Consider the following 17,423-nt stretch of genomic DNA (forward strand, 5'->3'; position numbering starts at 1 on the left):
CCCGTAAAGGGGACGCCGCATCCGTAAGGCGGCAAAGCCGCCAACGGCTGCGCAGTGACCGCCGCTACAGACGCAATCGGTGCATTCCTTTATTGGCAGCTCGTCCGTTTCGATGGCCTCTACTGAGATTGCCGCAAACTCAAATGCCCAAACCGGGCGTCCGGGGCGGGAGAATTTTGAAATTTGTCACAAATTTTTCATTTTTTCCTCTTGACTTTCTTCCGGAAATGGGTATTATATAGGGTGTTAGCACTCATATGAATTGAGTGCTAAATTCAAGCCCGTAATCAAAGATGGGAGACCATCAGACATTATATTGGAGGTTAGCATCATGAAACTGGTACCCCTTGCAGATCGTGTTCTGCTCAAGCCTGTGGAAGCCATGGAGACCACCGCTTCCGGCATTATCCTCTCCACCGCTACGAAGGAAAAGCCCGTTGTTTCCGAGGTCGTGGCAGTCGGCCCCGGCGGCGTCGTGGACGGAAACGAGGTCAAGATGGTCGTGAAGCCCGGCGACAAGGTCGTCGTCGCGAAGTATGCTGGCACCGAGGTCAAGGTCGAGGATGTGGAGTATTCCATCGTCCGCCAGTCCGAGATCCTCGCGATCGTAGAATAATTCAGGAGGCTTAAAATATCATGGCAAAAATGATTGAATTCGGCGAAGACGCCCGCAAGAAGCTGCAGTCCGGCATTGACCAGCTCGCAGATACCGTCAAGGTCACCCTCGGCCCGAAGGGCCGCAACGTCGTCCTTGCGAAGAAATATGGTTCCCCGCTCATCACGAACGACGGCGTGACGATCGCCAAGGAAGTCGAGCTCGAGGATCCGTTTGAGAACATGGGCGCTCAGCTCGTCCGTGAAGTCGCTACGAAGACGAACGACGTCGCAGGCGACGGCACCACCACCGCTACCCTGCTGGCACAGGCCATCATCCGCGAGGGCCTGAAGAACGTCAGCGCCGGTGCCAACCCCATGGTCATGCGCAAGGGCATGCAGAAGGCCGTTGACGCCGCCATCGAGGCCATCAAGTCCAACTCGCAGGCCGTGAACGGCAGCGCAGACATCGCCCGTGTCGGCACCGTCTCCTCCGGCGACGAGGAGATCGGCAAGCTGATCGCCGAGGCCATGGAGAAGGTCACGGCCGCCGGCGTCATTACCATTGAAGAGTCCAAGACCGCTGAGACCGGCCTCGATGTTGTCGAAGGCATGCAGTTCGACCGCGGCTATATCTCCCCGTATATGGTCACCGACACCGACAAGATGGAAGCCGTTGTCGATGATCCGTACCTGCTCATCACCGATAAGAAGATCTCCTCCATTCAGGACATCCTGCCCGTTCTGGAGCAGATCGTCAAGGCCGGCCAGAAGCTCGTCATCATCGCCGAGGACGTCGAGGGCGATGCGCTGTCCACCCTGCTCGTCAACCGTCTGCGCGGCAGCTTCAACTGCGTCTGCGTCAAGGCGCCCGGCTTCGGCGATCGCCGCAAGGAAATGCTCCGCGATATCGCCATCCTGACCGGCGGCACCTACTTCGCAAACGAGCTGAACATGAACCTGCAGGAGGCTCAGCTTTCTGACCTCGGCCGTGCCCGCCAGATCAAGGTCAACAAGGACACCACCGTTATCGTCGACGGCTGCGGCAATTCCGAAGAGATCCAGAACCGCATCCACGAGATCAAGGCTGCCATCGGCGTGACCACGTCCGAGTACGACCGTGAGAAGCTGCAGGAGCGTCTTGCCAAGCTGTCCGGCGGCGTCGCCGTTATCCGTGTCGGCGCACAGACCGAGACTGCCATGAAGGAGCAGAAGCTCCGCGTCGAGGACGCCCTGAACGCCACGCGCGCTGCCGTGGAGGAAGGCATCGTTGCCGGCGGCGGCACCGCGTTCGTCAACGCCATCCCCGCTGTCGAGAAGCTCGTTGCCAAGCTGTCCGGCGATGAGAAGACCGGCGCGTCCATCATCGTCAAGGCGCTGCAGGCTCCTGTCCGCCAGATCGCCGAGAACGCCGGTGTCGACGGCTCCGTCGTCTTCGAGAAGATCAAGAACAGCCGCAAGGTCGGCTTCGGCTACAATGCCTACAGCGCCACCTACTGCGACATGATCCCCGCCGGTATCGTCGATCCGACGAAGGTCACCCGTACCGCGCTCGAGAACGCAGCGTCCATCGGCGCCTGCGTCCTGACGACTGAGTCCATCGTGGCCGACAAGCCCGATCCCGCAGCCGACGCCGCAGCAGCTGCCGCAGCCAATGCAGGCGGCATGGGCGGCATGTATTGATCCGCACCAACAGAACAACGATATCCCGGACGGTTCGCCGTCCGGGATTTTTATGTCCCGTCGCCTCTTTTTCTGTGGCGAGGAGGCGCAGCCAACGCGGCAATTTTGCAGGACGGGGCGGGATAAGCGGAGAGCTGCGGGCGCGGTTGAAAAACTTTTTTTCGGATAGCCCGACTGCTTCCTTGCATAGTGGTGATACTCTGTGCTATACTGTAAAAAAGCTGGATTTTTCTTGTGACAAGGAGGCGGACGTATGCTTTGCAAGCTGACACTTGAACAAATCTGCACCATGACGGAATCTCCGCTGTTTGACCGCAAGAGCGCCCGCATCGACGCAAAGACGCTTGCGATTCATCTGATCGCCTTTGCCAACGCAGACGGCGGCGTGATCGCGGTCGGCGTGGAGGACGACGGGACGATCACCGGCATCGACGGCTATCAGGAGCATATCAACGAGCTGCTGCGCGTGCCGTTTGATTACTATAAGCCGTCCGTTCAAATCGAAACCGAACTGCTTGCCTGCACCAACAGGGACGGTGAGCCGGATTATATTCTGCTGATTGAGGTTTTGCAAAGCAACGAGCTTCACGCCAATCAGGCGGACGATGTTTTCTTTCGCGTCGGGGATAAATCCAAGAAGCTTAATTTCGACGAACGCCTCCAGCTTATGTACGCCAAGGGCACACGGTATTTTGAGGATACCCCTGTCCCGGACGCGGCGATGGAGGACATTGACCTCGACTTCGTTCGGGAGTATACGCAGAAACTCGGCTACCGGAAAAGCCCGGAGGAATACCTGCGGGAGAACAAAGAATTTATCTCCACCAAAGGTGGCAAGGAAGAAGTCAGCACTGCCGCCATGCTGCTGTTCGGCAAGAATCCGAAACACTATTTTCCCCGCGCACGCATCCGCTTTGTCCGGTACGAGGGTACGGAAGCCAAGGTCGGTGCGGAGATGAACGTCATCAAGGACGTGGTGTTTGAAGGCCGCGTCCTGCAGGTCATTGAGAAGGCGCTGGAGTTCGTGCGCAGCCAGATCAAGGAGCGCACCTACCTCGGTGCGGATACCCGCTTTGTCACCGAGCCGGAATACCCGGAGTTTGCCTGGAAAGAGCTGATCGTCAACGCCGTCGCGCACCGCGATTACAGCATCAAGGGAACGGACATTCAAATCAAGATGTTCGACGACCGGCTGACAGTAGAAAGCCCCGGTACGCTGCCCGGCATCGTGCGGCTGAACAATATGCGGCACGTCCACTTCTCCCGCAATCCGAAAATTGCGCAGTTCCTGCATGAGTACGAATATGTGCAGGAGTTTGGCGAGGGCGTAGACCGGCTCTATAAGGTCATGGAAACAGCAGGCCTGCCGCAGCCGGAGTACCGCGTGGAAGCGTTTATGCTCTATGCAACGATTCGGAATACGAAAACCGATGCGAACTTAGGGGATACCCCCCAAGTCACCCCCCAAGTTAAAATCATTGCATTCTGCTCGGAACCCCGCAGCAAAGCAGAAATCGCCAACCATTGTGGCTTCAAAGATATCAAGCATTTCACCGCACGCTATCTGAAGCCCCTGCTGGAAAGTGGTCAGCTGCGGATGACTGCCCCTGATAAGCCGAATAGCTCAAAGCAGAAGTACATTACGGTGCAGCCGTCACAATAAAATGACCGCCGGTCTTCTGTGGGGGAAGACCGGCGGCATTTTGTGGGCATTTGCGTGGGGGAGAGCGATTCAGAAATGAGAGTTATCGGAAACACCGGGCCGGGGGGCGCGGTGCAGCCTTCTTACTTCAGGTCCTCGCCGTAGTAGTACTTCTTCAGCGGGAAGTACAGGGCGACGGCGGCGACCGTCGTGATGATCATTTCGGGGATCATGTAGCTGGCGTTGTAGGCAAGGGACCACAGCGGGGAAGCCCAGCCCAGCTCGTTCGGCCACAGGGCCTCCCAGATGATCCAGCCGGACACGAAGTGGCAGGCCAGACGCAGCAGCGTGGCAAACACACTGCCGACGGCGATGGACACGGGGCGGTTCTTGATGCACTTGTCAAAGATACCGGCAAGGCCGATGACGCCGAACGCGACGACATAGTCCAGCAGGATGATGGCAAGTACCTGCCAGAAGTTCTGGCCGTACATAACGTTCTTCATGCCGAGGAACATCTGCAGCACGCCGTAGACAAGAGCGGAGCAGATGCCCCACTTCGTGCCGTGACGGTGGCAGATCAGGACGAGCGGAAGCATGCTGCACACGGTGATGCCGCCGCCGAGGGCCCAGGGGCCGGAGAACTCAAACAGGCTGAGAACGGTGCCGATGGCGATGAGCACGGCGCACTCCACAAGGCGGCGCAGGCCCAGACGGCGAGAGGGAACGGACATAGAGGATTCCTCCAAAACAAAAATTCCGCGCTGCAAACCGTTCTTGGAAAGCAGTGCGGAAGACCTCTTTCCCTACGACGGCATGATCCGTGTCAGGTTTGCGGGTCAGGGCGTGACTTCGCCCAATCTCAGCCGGAAGCATCCGACCCCCCGAAGAAGGATTTGTTTTGCGGTGAATTCAGTATAACCGAAAAGGAATCGTTTGTCAAGAGCGGAAAAATATGGTACAATTAGGGCATCTCCGCACAATTATCCCCCGGTATTTGCCGGGATGACTTTTTCACCCATGGAGGCAAACGATGTCTGATCCTCTGCAGTCGTTGTTCTCGCGCTGTGACTCCGTCCTCGTTTTCGACACGGAAACGAGTGGCCTGAGCTGGCAGCGCGATGAGATCATTGAATTTTCCGCCATTCGCCTGACCGCCTCCGGCACGGAGGAGGTCGATGAGTTCGTCCGCTGTACGCGCAGCCTGCCGCCGCGCATCGTGGAGCTGACGGGCATCACGGACGACCTGCTCCGCGAGGAGGGCATCGGCAAGCAGGCCTTTGCCGAGCTGCTGGCCGCGCTCCTGACGCCCGGCACGATGCTCGCGGCCTATAACGCCCAGTTCGATCTGCTGTTCCTCTATGCCTTCCTGCAGAAATACGGCGACGCCCGCCTGCTGCAGGACAAGCAGAAGCTCGACCTGCTCACGGTCTACCGAGACCGCCGCGCCTATCCGCACCGCCTGTGCAACGCCATCGAGCAGTATGACCTGCAGGACCGCGTGACGAATTCGCACCGCGCCATCGACGATGTGCGCGCCACGGTCGAGGTCCTGCGCGCCATGGGGACCGAGCGGGACGACCTGGAGCGCTATGTCGACCTGTTCGGCTATTCCTCCAAATACGGCATCTCCGGCCCGCGCATCTCCTCCGTGCGCTATCTGCCGCAGGGCTATGAGCCGAAGGCTGCGCCGCTCTACGCCGGGCTATGAGACCTGCCGCAGCAGGTCGCGCCGCAGACGCTGCATGATGCGCTTCTCCAGCCGCGAGATATACGACTGCGAGATGCCCAGCAGGTCCGCGACCTCCTTCTGCGTCTTTTCCGGCCGCCCGCCCAGCCCGAAGCGCAGGCTTACGATGCGCCGCTCCCGCTCCGGCAGCCGCGCAAGGGCCTCGCGCAGCAGCTGCTGCTCGGCGTCCTCCTCCATGGGCCGCATGACGATGTCGCCGTCCGTCCCGAGCACGTCGGACAGCAGCAGCTCGTTGCCGTCCCAGTCCGTGTTGATCGGCTCGTCGAGCGAGACCTCGGCCTTCTGGCCCGCGATCTTGCGGATGTGCATGAGGATCTCATTCTCGATGCAGCGCGAGGCATAGGTCGCCAGCTTGATGTTCCGGTCCGATTTGAATGTGCCGACGGCCTTGATGAGGCCGATGGTCCCGATGGAGATCAGATCCTCGATGTTCACGCCGGTGTTCTCGAACCGGCGCGCGATATAGACCACGAGCCGCAGATTGCGCTCGATGAGCCGGGCCCGCGCGGCCTCGTCGCCAGCGGCGGCCTGCTGCAGGAGGGTCTGCTCCTCCTGCGCGGCAAGCGGCGGCGGGAGAATGTCGCTGCCGCCGATGTACATGAGCTTTGCGGGCTGCCGCAGGAGGCGCTGCAGCCAGTCCGTGAGAAATTCAAGCATCGCATTTCCCTCCTGTCAGGGCCTCGTAGCCGCCGCCGTCCGAAACGGGCGTCGGGGAGAAGGCGACGAGGCCGTTTTTTTGCACCCTTTTTCCGATGCGGACCTCCTCGCACGGCAGGGCGAGCAGCAGGCCGCTGCCCGTTCCGACGGCGCGGAAGGGGATGAGGCGCGGGTGGAGCCGCTGCAGGCGCAGCACCAGAGCGGCGGGCGCGGCAAAATCCGCGGCGCGCAGGCCGTCGTGCGGCAGGAGCCGCGCGGCGCAGTGCCAGTCCGCCACGAGCACGGCCTCGCCCGTCACGGGGTCGCAGAGCGTGTTGCCGCTGTCGCGCAGCGCGCTGAGGAACACCCGCCGCCCGCCGAGCGTCAGCCGCACGGGCACGACGCTGTCCGGCGCGTGGCTCAGCCGGGGCAGCAGCAGGCGTGTCGCGGCGTATACCCCGCCCGCCGTCAGCACGAGCGACGAGAACGTTACGGGATACCACAGCGCGCCGGGGCGCACGCGGCCGTGCTTCAGCAGCTCCAGCCCGTATACCGCGCCGCATAGCGCCAGCGTCACCCCGCCGAACACCGCCGCGAGCCGCAGCGTTTCGCGCCGCAGGCCGAAGGCCACGGCCAGCAGCGCTGCCGTGACGGCCAGCTTGCCCGCCCAGCCCGCCAGAACTCCGCACCCCGGCAGATACACCGCCACGGCGTAGGCTGCGCCGAGCGCCGCAGCCGCCGCGATGCGCCGGGGCCGGACCGCCGCCGCCCCGAGCCGGGCCGCCGCGTGCAGCAGCAGCCAGTTCACCGCAAAGTTCAGCGCGAACACGCTGTCCAGATAGACCGTCATGGCCGCACCCCCCTTGTCCGTGGACAAAGTATACGCGCAGGGCGCAAAAAAACAGGTCGCAATCCCGGTGCGGGGTCGCGGCCTGATTTGTCTGCTTTCCCGGAAAAGTCCGGGTGCTTCGCGCCCTTCGGCGGCATGCGGTCAGGTTTCGCAGCCGGACGCGGCGGGAATTTGCCTGCCCGCGTCGAACGGTTCAGCGGAAGCCGAAGGGGTCTGCCACGGCGCTGCCCCACAGCGGGGCGGCCGTGCGCCACATGGCGCGGGCGTGGATGCGGTCGTGCCACAGGAAGCGGCGCAGGAGCTTGCGCAGCGTCCAGCGCTCGCCGTCCGACGCGGTGCAGACCTTCCCTGTCAGCAGCTCCTCGCGATCCTCGATCTCGGCCAGTGCCTGCAGACGGTTGGCGTAGAGGTCGGGCATGTTCTCGAACGGAATGCCGAAGGCGGCCATGTAATAGGCCGTCGTATGGTTCGTGTGGTCATACATCTCGCGCGGCGTGCGCGGCACGGGGCCGTAGAAGCTCGTGCGCGGGACGCGGGGCGAGATATCCGGGTTCGGGATGCTCTCAAACAGCGCGCAGAAGTCGCGCGCGGATTTCAGCACCAGCAGCTTGGCCGCGGCGTAGTCCGCCTCGGTCATCGGGGCGCAGTCGGCCTCGAGCAGCAGGTCGGAATCGGCGTCCTCGGTGTGCAGGCTGCTTTCGATGGGGGCGCCCGGCGTGACGGTGATGTCCCCGGCAGGCTCTCCGGCCCAGTGCAGGAAGCGCCGCACGTCGCCCGGCAGCTTGGCCAGCGCTTCGTTTTCCGTCGCGCCGCGCGCAAAGGCGCCGGGGCACTGCGCCGCCCAGATGAGCCAGCCCTTTCCGTTGGTTTCACAGATGGCATCGATATGCATGCGATTCCCTCCTTGTGGCTATACGGGCGCGGAGAGCACCGCGTCCACGGGGATGTCGTGCGCCTCCGTCTCCAGCTGCGGCAGCAGCTGGAAGGCGTAGCACAGTGCAATGGTCGGGTGCGGCTCAGCGGCGAGGAAGCGGTCATAGAAGCCGCCGCCATAGCCCAGCCGGTGGCCCTGCGGGTCAAAGGCCAGGCCCGGCATGAGCACCAGAGCCGCCGGGTCGTCGGCCTCCGGGCCGTCGTCGACCGGCTCCGGGATGCCGTAGGCCCCGGGTGCGATGCGCGCCGGGTCGTCCAGCCACAAAAAGCGCATGTCCGTTTCACCATAGACCTTCGGCACGGCGACGCGCTTGCCGAGCGCCTGCGCCTGCCGGATGAGCGGCAGCGTGCGCACCTCCTGATTGTAGCTCAGGTAGGCATAGAGCGACCGGGCCGCCCGGAACAGCGGGTGGGCCAGCAGCTGTGCCGTCAGGTCTGCCGAGGCGGCCTCGATCTGCGCCGGGCTCAGGGCGCGCTTCTGCGCGGCGATCTCCCGCCGCAGGGCGCGTTTATCCAGCATAGCTGCTCAGTGCCTCCGTGATGTGCGCGGCAAAGCCTGCACGGTCCACCCCGAGCACCACAAAGACATTGCGCTCCGGGAATTTCGCGTCCGAGTCCAGATCGGTCACGGTCTTGGCATAGGTGACCGTGCCGCGCGTCTCCACATGCACGCCCGCCTGCCGCCCGGTGAACAGCTCCGGATGCGTCAGGTACAGCACGGGGCAGACGTCGTGCAGGCACAGGCCGCCTGCGCCGCGGGCCATGTTTTTCTGCATGGGCCCGGCCGTTGCCGCGCGGGCAAAGCGCCCGACGGGGGTGTCCGGCAGGGCGGCGAACTCCGCGGGGGAGAACCAGGCCTGCTCCGTGACGTCCAGCCCGCACATTATGATGGGGATACCGGACGAAAATACGATCTCCGCCGCGTCCGGGTCGGCGTGGATGTTGAATTCCGAGCAGGGCGTGCGGTTGCCGCCCACGGCCGCGCCGCCCATGAGGGCGATGCCGCGCAGCAGGGACCGCAGGGCCGGGTGGGCCGTCAGCGCGATGGCCGCGTTCGTCAGCGGGCCGGTCGCCACGAGCGTCAGCTCGCCGGGCATACGCGCCGCCGCCTCATACAGGGCGTCCCATGCGGGCGTCTGCTCCGGGGCGCGGCGCGGGGCGGGGAGCACGGTTCCGCCGAGGCCGTCGGCCCCGTGGAAGCTGCTGGCGTCCTCGCGCTCACGGCGCAGCGGGCCGGGAGCGCCGGGATAGACGGGGTAGTCCGCGCCCATAAGGCCGCAGATCTTCAGGGTATTTTCCGTCGTGTGGTCGAGTGTGACGTTGCCCGCCACGGTGCTCAGCCCGACGATCTCCAGCCCGGGCTGGCGGTGGGCCGTCAGCAGGGCGATGGCGTCGTCCACGCCGGTGTCGCAGTCAAACCAGATCCGATGTTCAGCCATAGGTACGCACCGCCTCCGTCAGAAGTTCCGCGAAGCCCTCGCGGTCGATGCCCGTGATGACGCGGGCGTTCGGCGCAGTGCGCCGGTCGCCGGCGGTCGCGCCGCGGCAAAACGCGCCCTGCGTCTCCACCGTGACGTGCCAGTCCTCAAAGCGAAGCAGATCGGGCCGCAGCAGGGCGCACACGGCCACGGCGTCGTGCACGGGTGCTCCGGCGTAGCCTTTTGTGCGGTGGAAGGCAAAGAAGAAGTCCAGCCAGCCCGCGACGGTCTCCGCCACGGGGTTGCCGACGGCGCGGATGCGCGCAAAGTCCTCGGGATAGAGCAGGGCCTGCTCCGTGACATCCAGCCCGGCCATGGTGATGGGCAGGCCGGAGCGGAACACGACGTCCGCCGCCTCGGGGTCCGCGAGAATGTTGAACTCGGCTGCAGGCGTCCAGTTTCCGTGGGCAAGGCCGCCGCCCATCAGGCTGATGCCCGCGATGTTCGCCTTCAGCTCCGGGTGAGCCAGCAGCAGGGCGGCGACGTTCGTCAGCGGGGCCGTGGCCACGATGGTCAGCGGCTCCGCGCTTTCGCGCAGCAGGCGGGCCATCTGCTCCGGCGCGCGCTCGGGTGCGGCCTCGCGGTCCGGCTCCGGCAGGGCGGGGCCGTCCAGCCCGCTCACGCCGTGCACGCTCGGGGCGGTGAGCGCCTCGGACAGCAGCGGCCGGGCAAGGCCCATGGCCACCGGCGCCCGGATGCCGAGCAGCGTGCAGATGCGCAGGGCGTTGCGCGTTGTTTTTTCAATGGTCTGGTTCCCGGCGGCGGAGCTGACGCCGCGGATGTCTAAGCCGGTCGCGGCCAGCATCCAGGCAATGGCGTCGTCATGGCCGGGGTCTCCGTCCAGCAGGACGGGAATGCGATGGTTCATGCGGATTTTCCTTTCTGTGCAAGCGCCGAGCGCGCGCGGTGCTTTTTGCGCTGCTGCGCTCGCACGACGACGTAGACCATCATCACAACGGTGATGACATAGGGGATGAGATTCGTAAGGTCCGCGCTCAGGTATTCCTGCAGGCGCAGGCCGATGGCGTCAAAGAAGCCGAACATCAGCGCGGCGAGATAGGCCTTCGGCGGGTTGGCCGCGCCGAAAATGACGCAGGCAAAGGCGATGTAGCCGCGGTTGTTGCTCATATTCTCGGCAAACGTCCCCTGCAGCTGGCCGAGCGACAGGTGCGCGCCCGCGAGCGCGCAGAACACGCCGCACAGGATGCTTGCCAGCCACTTGAGCTTTGCGGGGTCGATGCCGGCCGTGCGCAGCGTCTCGGGCTTTTCGCCGGAGGCCCGCAGCCAGAAGCCGTAGGGCGTCTTATAGAGGAACAGCCACAGCAGCAGCACGAACAGCAGCGTCAGATAGACGAACAGCGAGTTGCCGCTGAGAATTTTGCCGAGGAAGGGGATGCTCTCGATGCCCGGAAGGCGCAGGCTGGGCAGGAAGGGGTTGCCCTTCGTGCCGCTTGCACCGAAAATGGAGCGCGACAGGAAGCCTGTCAGGCCGAGTGCGAACGTGTTGAGCGCGCAGCCGATGATGAATTCATCGGAGCGGAGCTTCACGACGAACAGTGCGAAGAACAGGCCGACGAGAAGGCCGACGCCGACGGCCAGCACCACACCGGCTGCCGCCGAGGCGAACAGCCAGCTGCCGAGCACGCCGAAGAACGCGCCCATCAGGATCATGCCGTCCATGCCGATGTTCATGATCCCGGCGTGCTCCGTCAGCGAGCCGCCGAGGGCGGCCAGCGCCACGGGCGTGGCGCTGCGGAGCATCTGCTGGAACGTTCCGGCGGAGAAAATGCTCTTCAGAATGGATTCAAGCATGCTTTTCCGCCTCCTTACCCTTTCTGACGCGGTTCTGCAGCGCGCCGAACAGGCCGCTCTCTGCAGCCATGAGGAAGATGACGACCGTTTGGATGATGAGATAGATCTGGTTCGGCACACCGGCGGCCAGCTCCATGCCCTGTGCGCCGATCTTCAGCGCGGCAAAGAACAGGGACAGGAACACGACGGCCAGCGGCTGGTAGCGGGCGATCATGGCAACCATGAGGCCCTCAAAATAATAGTCGCGGCTGATGCTGTCGCGGAACAGATGCTCCGCGCCGTACACGCGGAACATGCCGACCAGGCCGCACAGCGCGCCGGAAAGCAGCATACACACGAGCACAAGGCGGTCGGTGCGGATGCCGATGAAGCGCGCAAAGCGTTCGTTCTGGCCCGTGAGCTTCATCTCATAGCCGCGTGACGTCTTCTGCATGACATACCAGATAACGAGCGCAAGGACGGCCGCGGCCAGAATGGCCGTTGAGAGGTTCGAGCCGCCGATGAGGCCGCCGAACCAGTAGCGGGCGTTCAGCTGCTCCGTCGCTGCGACCATGTTCTTGTTCGCGTTCTTCCACGGCCCCTTGGCGAGGTACTGGCAGAAGCTGGCGGCGACGGTGTTGAGCATGATGGTCGTGATGACCTCGTTGACCTTGACCTTGACCTTCAGCACGCCGGGGATGAGGGCGTAAAGCCCGCCGGCGGCCATGGCGGCCAGCGCGGCCAGCGGCAGCACGAGCCACGGCGTCAGGCCGTCGAGCCACACGCCGACCTGACAGGCGACGATGGCGCCGAGCAGGAGCTGGCCCTCGCCGCCGACATTGAAGATGCCGACGCGCGCGCCGAGCACGCAGGCCAGACCGCACAGGCAAAGCACCATGGCATATTCCAGCAGATCACCGATGTGGCGGGCGCTGGAGAACGCGCCGTTCAGCATGGCAAGGTAGGCCTTGCCGGGCGAGAAGCCCGCAATGGCAAGGATGACCGCGCCGATGACGAACGCGAGTACCACGCTCAGCAGCAGCGAGATGAGATAGCCGGGATCGATCCGTTTTTTCATGCCTGCGCCTCCTCCCGGCGTCCGCCGGTCATGCAATAGCCGATCTCCTCGCGGGAGATCTCCGCGGCGGAGAATTCGCCCGTGATCCTGCCCTCATACATCGTGATGACGCGGTCGGACAGGCGGAACACCTCGTCCAGATCGGCCGAGCACAGCAGGATGGCGCAGCCCTCGTTGCGCTTTTCGAGGATGCGGGCGTGGATGAACTCGATCGCGCCCACGTCTACGCCGCGTGTCGGCTGCGCGATGAGCAGGACGGGCGCATCGAACGAGAATTCGCGCGCGATGACGACCTTCTGCATGTTGCCGCCGGACATGGACCCGGCCTTCGCGCCGGTACCCGCGCCGCGGATGTCGAATTTTTCATACAGCTCCGAGGCATAGCGCTCGATGCTGCTCGTGCGCTGGCAGAAGGCAAAGCCGCTGAAGCGCGGCTCGCGCTGCTTGCCCGCCAGCAGGTTCTCCGTCACGCTCGCCTCGGCGCTCAGGCCGGTGGCAAGACGGTCCTCCGGCACATGGGCGAGGCCCGCGGCGCGAATTTCACCGGGCGTTTTGCCGGTGACGTCCTGTTCGTGCACGAAGATTTTCCCGTGCTCGACGGGGCGCATGCCTGCAATGGCCTCGAGCAGCTCGCTCTGGCCGTTGCCCTCGATGGCGGCGATGCCGAGGATCTCGCCCGCGCGCACGGACAGCGACAGGCCGTCCACCGCCGTCAGGCCGCGGTTATCCTGCACGGTCAGGTTTTCCACGCGAATTTCCTCCGCGCCGGGCGTGCCGGTCTTTTCCAGCTGGTCATAGAGCACGGGGCGGCCGACCATCATGGAGGCCAGCATGCGCTCATTGACGTTTTTCGTCTCCTCCACGCCGACGAGTTTTCCCTTGCGCATCACGCCGACGCGGTCGGAGATGGCCATGACCTCATAGAGCTTGTGCGTGATAAGGATGACGGTCATGCCGCGCTCACGGACGATGCGCCGGATGACGGAGAACAGCTCGTCCGTCTCCTGCGGGGTGAGCACGGCGGTCGGTTCGTCGAGGATCAGAATTTCCGCGCCGCGGTACAGCGTTTTCAGAATTTCCACGCGCTGCTGCAGGCCGACGCCCGTCTCAGCGACGACGGCGTTCGGGTCGACCGTCAGGCCGTATTCCTCCACGAGGCGGCGCGTTTCGCGCTCGGCCGCGCGCTGGTCGAAGAACAGGCCGAACCGGCGCGGCTCACGGCTCATGACGATGTTCTGCGCCACGGTAAACGACGGCACGAGCATAAAGTGCTGGTGCACCATGCCGACGCCGTGGTCGATGGCGTTGCGTGGGCTGAAGCGGCTGACCTCCTCGCCGCGGATGGAGACGCTGCCGCCCGTCGGGGTGTGGATGCCGTAGAGGATGTTCATCAGCGTCGATTTCCCCGCGCCGTTTTCGCCGACAAGGGCGAAGACCTCACCCTTTCGGATGTCCAGCGAGACGTCGTCATTCGCCAGAACGCCGGGGAACGCCATGCTGACATGGCGGAACTGCACGGCGATGTCGTTCAAATCGGGTTCCCCCTTTCTCCCGGCAGCAGCCGGGATCATGTAACAAAGGCGTGGCGCAGCGCCACGCCGGGAGTTGATATTCAGATTATATTGTAGGGGAGGGGCAAGCCCCTCCCGGACAATTCTGCATCAGCGGGTCGTTTCGACGGTGATCTCGCCGGAGACGATCTTCTTCGACAGCTCTTCCACGGCGTTCTTCACGTCGTCGGGCACCTGCTGTGCCGCGCCGTCCTCGCCGTAGCCGATGCCGACATAGCCGTTGCTCATATCGGCGACCCACGTCGTGCCCCACAGGGAGCTGTCGCCGTCCAGCAGGCGCTTCACGGCGTCATAGATGGAGCTGCCGACTTCCTTCTTCATGGAGCAGATGATGGTGTCGGGGTCGATGTACTTCTGGTCGCTGTCCACGCCGATGGCGTAGAAGCCGTTCTCCTTCGCGGCCTCAAACACGCCGTCGCCCGTGGCGGAGGCGATCTGGAAAATGACGTCCGCACCCTGATCGTGCAGAGCCAGCGCGCATTCCTTGCCCTTTGCGGGGTCGTCATAGGTGCCGGCGTAGTTCTTCACGACGTTCACGGCCTTGCCGTTCTCCGTGCCGTAGTACTCCGCGCCCTGCGTGTAGCCGACGATGAAGTCGTTGATGGTATCGCTGTCCTCGCCGCCGACTGCGCCGACCGTGCCGCTCTCGGACATGGCGGCCGCGATGTAGCCCGCGAGGAACGAGCCCTCATTCTGGGCATAGGTGATGTTCAGCACGTTGGCGACCGGCTCGCTCGTGGCGTTGTCGATCCAGATGAACTTCACATTCGGATATTCCGGTGCGATGGTCTCGACATCATAGAATTCCCAGCCGACGCACACGACGACGTCTGCCTGATCGGCGGCGTTCTTCATCTGGGTCGCGTGGTTTTCGTTGTTGCACTCGATGGTGCTGACCTGCACGCCGAAGTCCTTGGCAAGACGGTCTACGCCTTCCTTGGACGAGTCGTAGAACGAACGGTCGCCAAACGTACCGGCCACGACGAGCGCGAGCTTCAGGTCGGAGGAGGAGTCCCCCTTGTCTTCCGTCTTGCCGCAGGCGGCAAAGACACACGTCAGCAGAGCCACTGCCAGAATGCATGCGAGGATCTTTTTCATAAATAGCCTCTCCGTTTCAAACAAAAATTTGTCGGTTTTACCCGACGGTGTGCTTTCATTATAATGTTTTTTTCCGCGCCGCGCAAGTGGGCACGGCAAATATCGCCCGGAATTTCTTACGCGCGGGCAAAAAACCGGATGCCATGCCGGAAAATAGAGCGATGCGTATGGAAAAACATGATTGCGGCAAAAATCTTTGTTGAAATTGTGCTGAGAATCGGCTATACTACAGGAAGGAAACTCCAAAGGAGGCGACATGCACATGGGTGTAACGGTTTCCGTCATTTCCGGCAAGGGCGGCACGGGAAAAACGACGCTCTGCGCCGGGATCGCGGCCTGTCTTGCCGCTGAGGGCAAGCGCGTCCTGTGCATCGATGCCGACATCGGCCTGCGGAATCTCGACATCGCGCTCGGCATGGCCGAGCAGCCCGCTGTCGCGTTCACGGACGTGACGCAGGGCTTCTGCAAGCTGTCCGACGCCGCGGAGCATCCGGCCCTGCCGGGCCTGTTCCTGCTGACGGCCCCGGTGCGCGAGCAGGACGCTCTCGTGGAGCAGCAGCGCTTCGGTGCGCTGCTGCGCGAGGCCCGCGAGGCCTTCGACTGGGTCCTGATCGACGCGGCCGCCGGGATCGGCACGAGCTTCCGACTTGCCACGCAGTTTGCCGACCGCTGCATCGTCGCTGCCACGCCGGATCCCGCCTCCCTGCGGGATGCCGCCTGCGCGGCAGACGCCCTCGCGCTCGAGGGGCACGAGCTGCTGCAGCTTGTGGTCAACCGCGTGCAGCCGCGCCTGTTTTCGCGCATGAACCTGACGGTGGACGACATGATGGATCAGACCGGCCTGCCGCTGCTCGGCCTTGTGCCGGAGGACCCGGCCGTCGTGCTTTCTGCCGCAGCGGGCAAGGCGCTGATCCTGAATTCCTCCGGCGGTGCCGCTGAGGCCTGCCTGCGCATCTCCCGCCGCCTGCGCGGTGAGCCAATGCCCTTGATGCGATTTTGAAGATGAGGTGATCTTATGAATATTACGCTGATGGCGCATGACAAGAAAAAGGAACTGATGGTCCAGTTCTGTACGGCTTATAAGAGCGTGCTGAGCAAGCACAACCTCTCCGCCACGGCCACAACGGGCCGCCTTGTCGCAGAGGCGACCGGCCTGCCCGTGACGCTGTATCTTTCCCACAATCAGGGCGGTCACCAGCAGGTCGACGCCCGGATCGCCTATAACGAGATCGATCTGGTGCTGCTGTTCACCGATCCGAATAACAGCGACCCCTGGGAGGATCAGCAGGTCGTGCAGACGCTGCACCTGTGCGACGCGCACAATGTGCCCATGGCCACGAACCTCGCCACGGCGGAGATGCTCATCCTCGGCCTGCAGCGCGGTGACCTGGACTGGCGCGAGATGATCCGCCGTAAGCGCTCTGTCCGCTGAAAGGAGCAGCTTTATGGAAGCAACGGAACTCATTGAACTCATCCGCACGTCGGAGAAGAAGACGCCCGTCCGCGTGGTGCTGCAGGCCAATGCGCCCTGCGAGTTCCCCGGCGCGGAGGTTTTTTCCGGCGGGAACGGCCTGCATATCCTCTACGGCGACTGGAAAACGCTCGGTCCGCAGCTTACGGCGCAGGCCGCGCACATCGACCGCCTGCATGTGGAAAACGGCGCCTGCAACTCCGCCATCCCCATGCTGGACCTCAAGGGCCTGCATGCGCGCGTCGAGCCGGGCGCCATCATCCGCGAGGGCGCGGAGATCGGCGCGAACGCCGTCGTTATGATGGGCGCGATCCTGAATCTTGGTGCCGTCGTCGGCGAGGGCAGCATGATCGACATGGGCGCTGTGCTCGGCGGCCGTGCCACCGTGGGCAAAAATTGCCACATCGGCGCGGGAGCCGTGCTGGCGGGCGTCATCGAGCCGCCCAGCGCCACGCCGGTCATCGTGGAGGACGGCGTGCTCGTCGGCGCGAATGCCGTCGTGCTCGAGGGCGTCCATATCGGAAAAAATGCCGTCGTCGCGGCCGGAGCCGTCGTCACGGAGGACGTGCCGGAGAATGCCGTCGTGGCGGGCGCGCCCGCCCGCGTGCTGAAGCAGCGCGACGAAAGGACGAATTCCAAGACCGCCTTCGTCGATGCCCTCCGCGAGCTGTAAGAGAATACAAAAACGTCCCCGGATGCGCCGCATCCGGGGATAATTATTTGGAAATGAAAAATGAGGGGAGCGGCATGCGGACTGACAAGTTACAGGCGGCTTCGCCGACCGCACCCGCCAGTGCCATTTTAACGCCAGCCTGTACTAGTCAGCAGTGCGTCGCCGGGAGCGGCAT

The 17,423-nt window shown here is 63.7% G+C and carries 18 protein-coding genes and 1 riboswitch; of the genes, 7 read left to right on the forward strand and 11 right to left on the reverse strand.

Annotated elements, in window-relative coordinates:
- Positions 1 to 331 precede the first annotated feature (331 nt).
- The 3 genes from WMO66_RS02365 (at position 332) to WMO66_RS02375 (ending at position 3,940) form a co-directional block, all read left to right on the forward strand.
- Positions 332 to 616: a co-chaperone GroES gene (locus WMO66_RS02365; RefSeq protein ID WP_349134803.1), complete on the forward strand. Its 285-nt coding sequence runs from the start codon at positions 332 to 334 to the stop codon at positions 614 to 616.
- 20 nt (positions 617 to 636) lie between these two features.
- The gene (groL, locus tag WMO66_RS02370) at positions 637 to 2,277 is read left to right on the forward strand and encodes a chaperonin GroEL (protein ID WP_349134804.1); all 1,641 of its coding nucleotides are present in this window, start codon (positions 637 to 639) and stop codon (positions 2,275 to 2,277) included.
- Between the two features lie 253 nt (positions 2,278 to 2,530).
- Positions 2,531 to 3,940: an ATP-binding protein gene (locus WMO66_RS02375; RefSeq protein WP_349134805.1), complete on the forward strand. Its 1,410-nt coding sequence runs from the start codon at positions 2,531 to 2,533 to the stop codon at positions 3,938 to 3,940.
- Between the two features lie 122 nt (positions 3,941 to 4,062).
- Here the strand turns inward: WMO66_RS02375 and WMO66_RS02380 are convergent, their stop codons facing one another.
- Positions 4,063 to 4,653 carry an energy-coupled thiamine transporter ThiT gene (locus WMO66_RS02380; protein WP_349134807.1) on the reverse strand — a complete coding sequence of 197 codons (591 nt, stop codon included), beginning with the start codon at positions 4,651 to 4,653 and terminating at the stop codon, positions 4,063 to 4,065.
- A 52-nt stretch (positions 4,654 to 4,705) separates the two neighbouring features.
- A riboswitch (TPP riboswitch) is annotated at positions 4,706 to 4,816 on the reverse strand.
- A gap of 136 nt (positions 4,817 to 4,952) precedes the next feature.
- On the opposite strand from WMO66_RS02380, the gene WMO66_RS02385 reads away from it, so the two are divergent.
- A complete protein-coding gene (locus WMO66_RS02385; protein WP_349134808.1) occupies positions 4,953 to 5,630 on the forward strand; it encodes a 3'-5' exonuclease in 678 nt (225 codons plus the stop codon).
- On the opposite strand, the gene sigE is transcribed toward WMO66_RS02385, so the two are convergent.
- From sigE to WMO66_RS02435, 10 genes are all read right to left on the reverse strand, one after another.
- Positions 5,625 to 6,326 (reverse strand): RNA polymerase sporulation sigma factor SigE, encoded by a 702-nt coding sequence (gene sigE / locus WMO66_RS02390; RefSeq protein ID WP_349134809.1) that lies wholly within the window; start codon positions 6,324 to 6,326, stop codon positions 5,625 to 5,627. The two genes, WMO66_RS02385 and sigE, sit on opposite strands and share 6 nt — an antisense overlap.
- Complete coding sequence (locus tag WMO66_RS02395; protein ID WP_349134810.1) at positions 6,319 to 7,155, reverse strand: sigma-E processing peptidase SpoIIGA; 837 nt, start codon at positions 7,153 to 7,155, stop codon at positions 6,319 to 6,321. Before WMO66_RS02395 ends, sigE begins: the two co-directional genes overlap by 8 nt.
- A 193-nt stretch (positions 7,156 to 7,348) precedes the next feature.
- Entirely contained in the window at positions 7,349 to 8,047 is a 699-nt protein-coding gene (locus tag WMO66_RS02400) for a hypothetical protein (RefSeq protein WP_349134811.1), read from the reverse strand.
- A gap of 18 nt (positions 8,048 to 8,065) precedes the next feature.
- Positions 8,066 to 8,608, reverse strand: a complete 543-nt coding sequence (locus tag WMO66_RS02405; RefSeq protein ID WP_349134812.1) for a 5-formyltetrahydrofolate cyclo-ligase — start codon at positions 8,606 to 8,608, stop codon at positions 8,066 to 8,068.
- Positions 8,598 to 9,527 (reverse strand): nucleoside hydrolase, encoded by a 930-nt coding sequence (locus WMO66_RS02410; protein WP_349134813.1) that lies wholly within the window; start codon positions 9,525 to 9,527, stop codon positions 8,598 to 8,600. Before WMO66_RS02410 ends, WMO66_RS02405 begins: the two co-directional genes overlap by 11 nt.
- A complete protein-coding gene (locus WMO66_RS02415) occupies positions 9,520 to 10,434 on the reverse strand; it encodes a nucleoside hydrolase (RefSeq protein ID WP_349134814.1) in 915 nt (304 codons plus the stop codon). Before WMO66_RS02415 ends, WMO66_RS02410 begins: the two co-directional genes overlap by 8 nt.
- Positions 10,431 to 11,378, reverse strand: a complete 948-nt coding sequence (locus WMO66_RS02420) for an ABC transporter permease (RefSeq protein ID WP_349134815.1) — start codon at positions 11,376 to 11,378, stop codon at positions 10,431 to 10,433. The genes WMO66_RS02415 and WMO66_RS02420 overlap by 4 nt, the downstream gene beginning before the upstream one ends.
- Positions 11,371 to 12,435, reverse strand: coding sequence for an ABC transporter permease (locus WMO66_RS02425; RefSeq protein WP_349134816.1), 1,065 nt, complete (start codon positions 12,433 to 12,435; stop codon positions 11,371 to 11,373). The genes WMO66_RS02420 and WMO66_RS02425 overlap by 8 nt, the downstream gene beginning before the upstream one ends.
- Positions 12,432 to 13,967, reverse strand: coding sequence for an ABC transporter ATP-binding protein (locus WMO66_RS02430; protein WP_349134817.1), 1,536 nt, complete (start codon positions 13,965 to 13,967; stop codon positions 12,432 to 12,434). Before WMO66_RS02430 ends, WMO66_RS02425 begins: the two co-directional genes overlap by 4 nt.
- Positions 13,968 to 14,096: 129 nt before the next feature.
- On the reverse strand, positions 14,097 to 15,104 hold the full coding sequence (locus WMO66_RS02435) for a BMP family lipoprotein (protein ID WP_349134818.1): 1,008 nt from the start codon (positions 15,102 to 15,104) through the stop codon (positions 14,097 to 14,099).
- A gap of 262 nt (positions 15,105 to 15,366) precedes the next feature.
- On the opposite strand from WMO66_RS02435, the gene WMO66_RS02440 reads away from it, so the two are divergent.
- From WMO66_RS02440 to dapD, 3 genes are read left to right on the forward strand one after another with little or no spacing between them, the layout of a single operon-like run.
- Positions 15,367 to 16,104 carry a nucleotide-binding protein gene (locus WMO66_RS02440; protein WP_349134819.1) on the forward strand — a complete coding sequence of 246 codons (738 nt, stop codon included), beginning with the start codon at positions 15,367 to 15,369 and terminating at the stop codon, positions 16,102 to 16,104.
- Between the two features lie 15 nt (positions 16,105 to 16,119).
- Entirely contained in the window at positions 16,120 to 16,536 is a 417-nt protein-coding gene (locus tag WMO66_RS02445) for a methylglyoxal synthase (RefSeq protein ID WP_349134820.1), read from the forward strand.
- A 13-nt stretch (positions 16,537 to 16,549) separates the two neighbouring features.
- Entirely contained in the window at positions 16,550 to 17,248 is a 699-nt protein-coding gene (gene dapD / locus WMO66_RS02450; RefSeq protein ID WP_349134821.1) for a 2,3,4,5-tetrahydropyridine-2,6-dicarboxylate N-acetyltransferase, read from the forward strand.
- The last annotated feature ends 175 nt before the right edge of the window (positions 17,249 to 17,423 follow it).

This window comes from Faecousia intestinalis (assembly GCF_040096185.1).
GTDB lineage: Bacteria > Bacillota > Clostridia > Oscillospirales > Oscillospiraceae > JAZOXB01.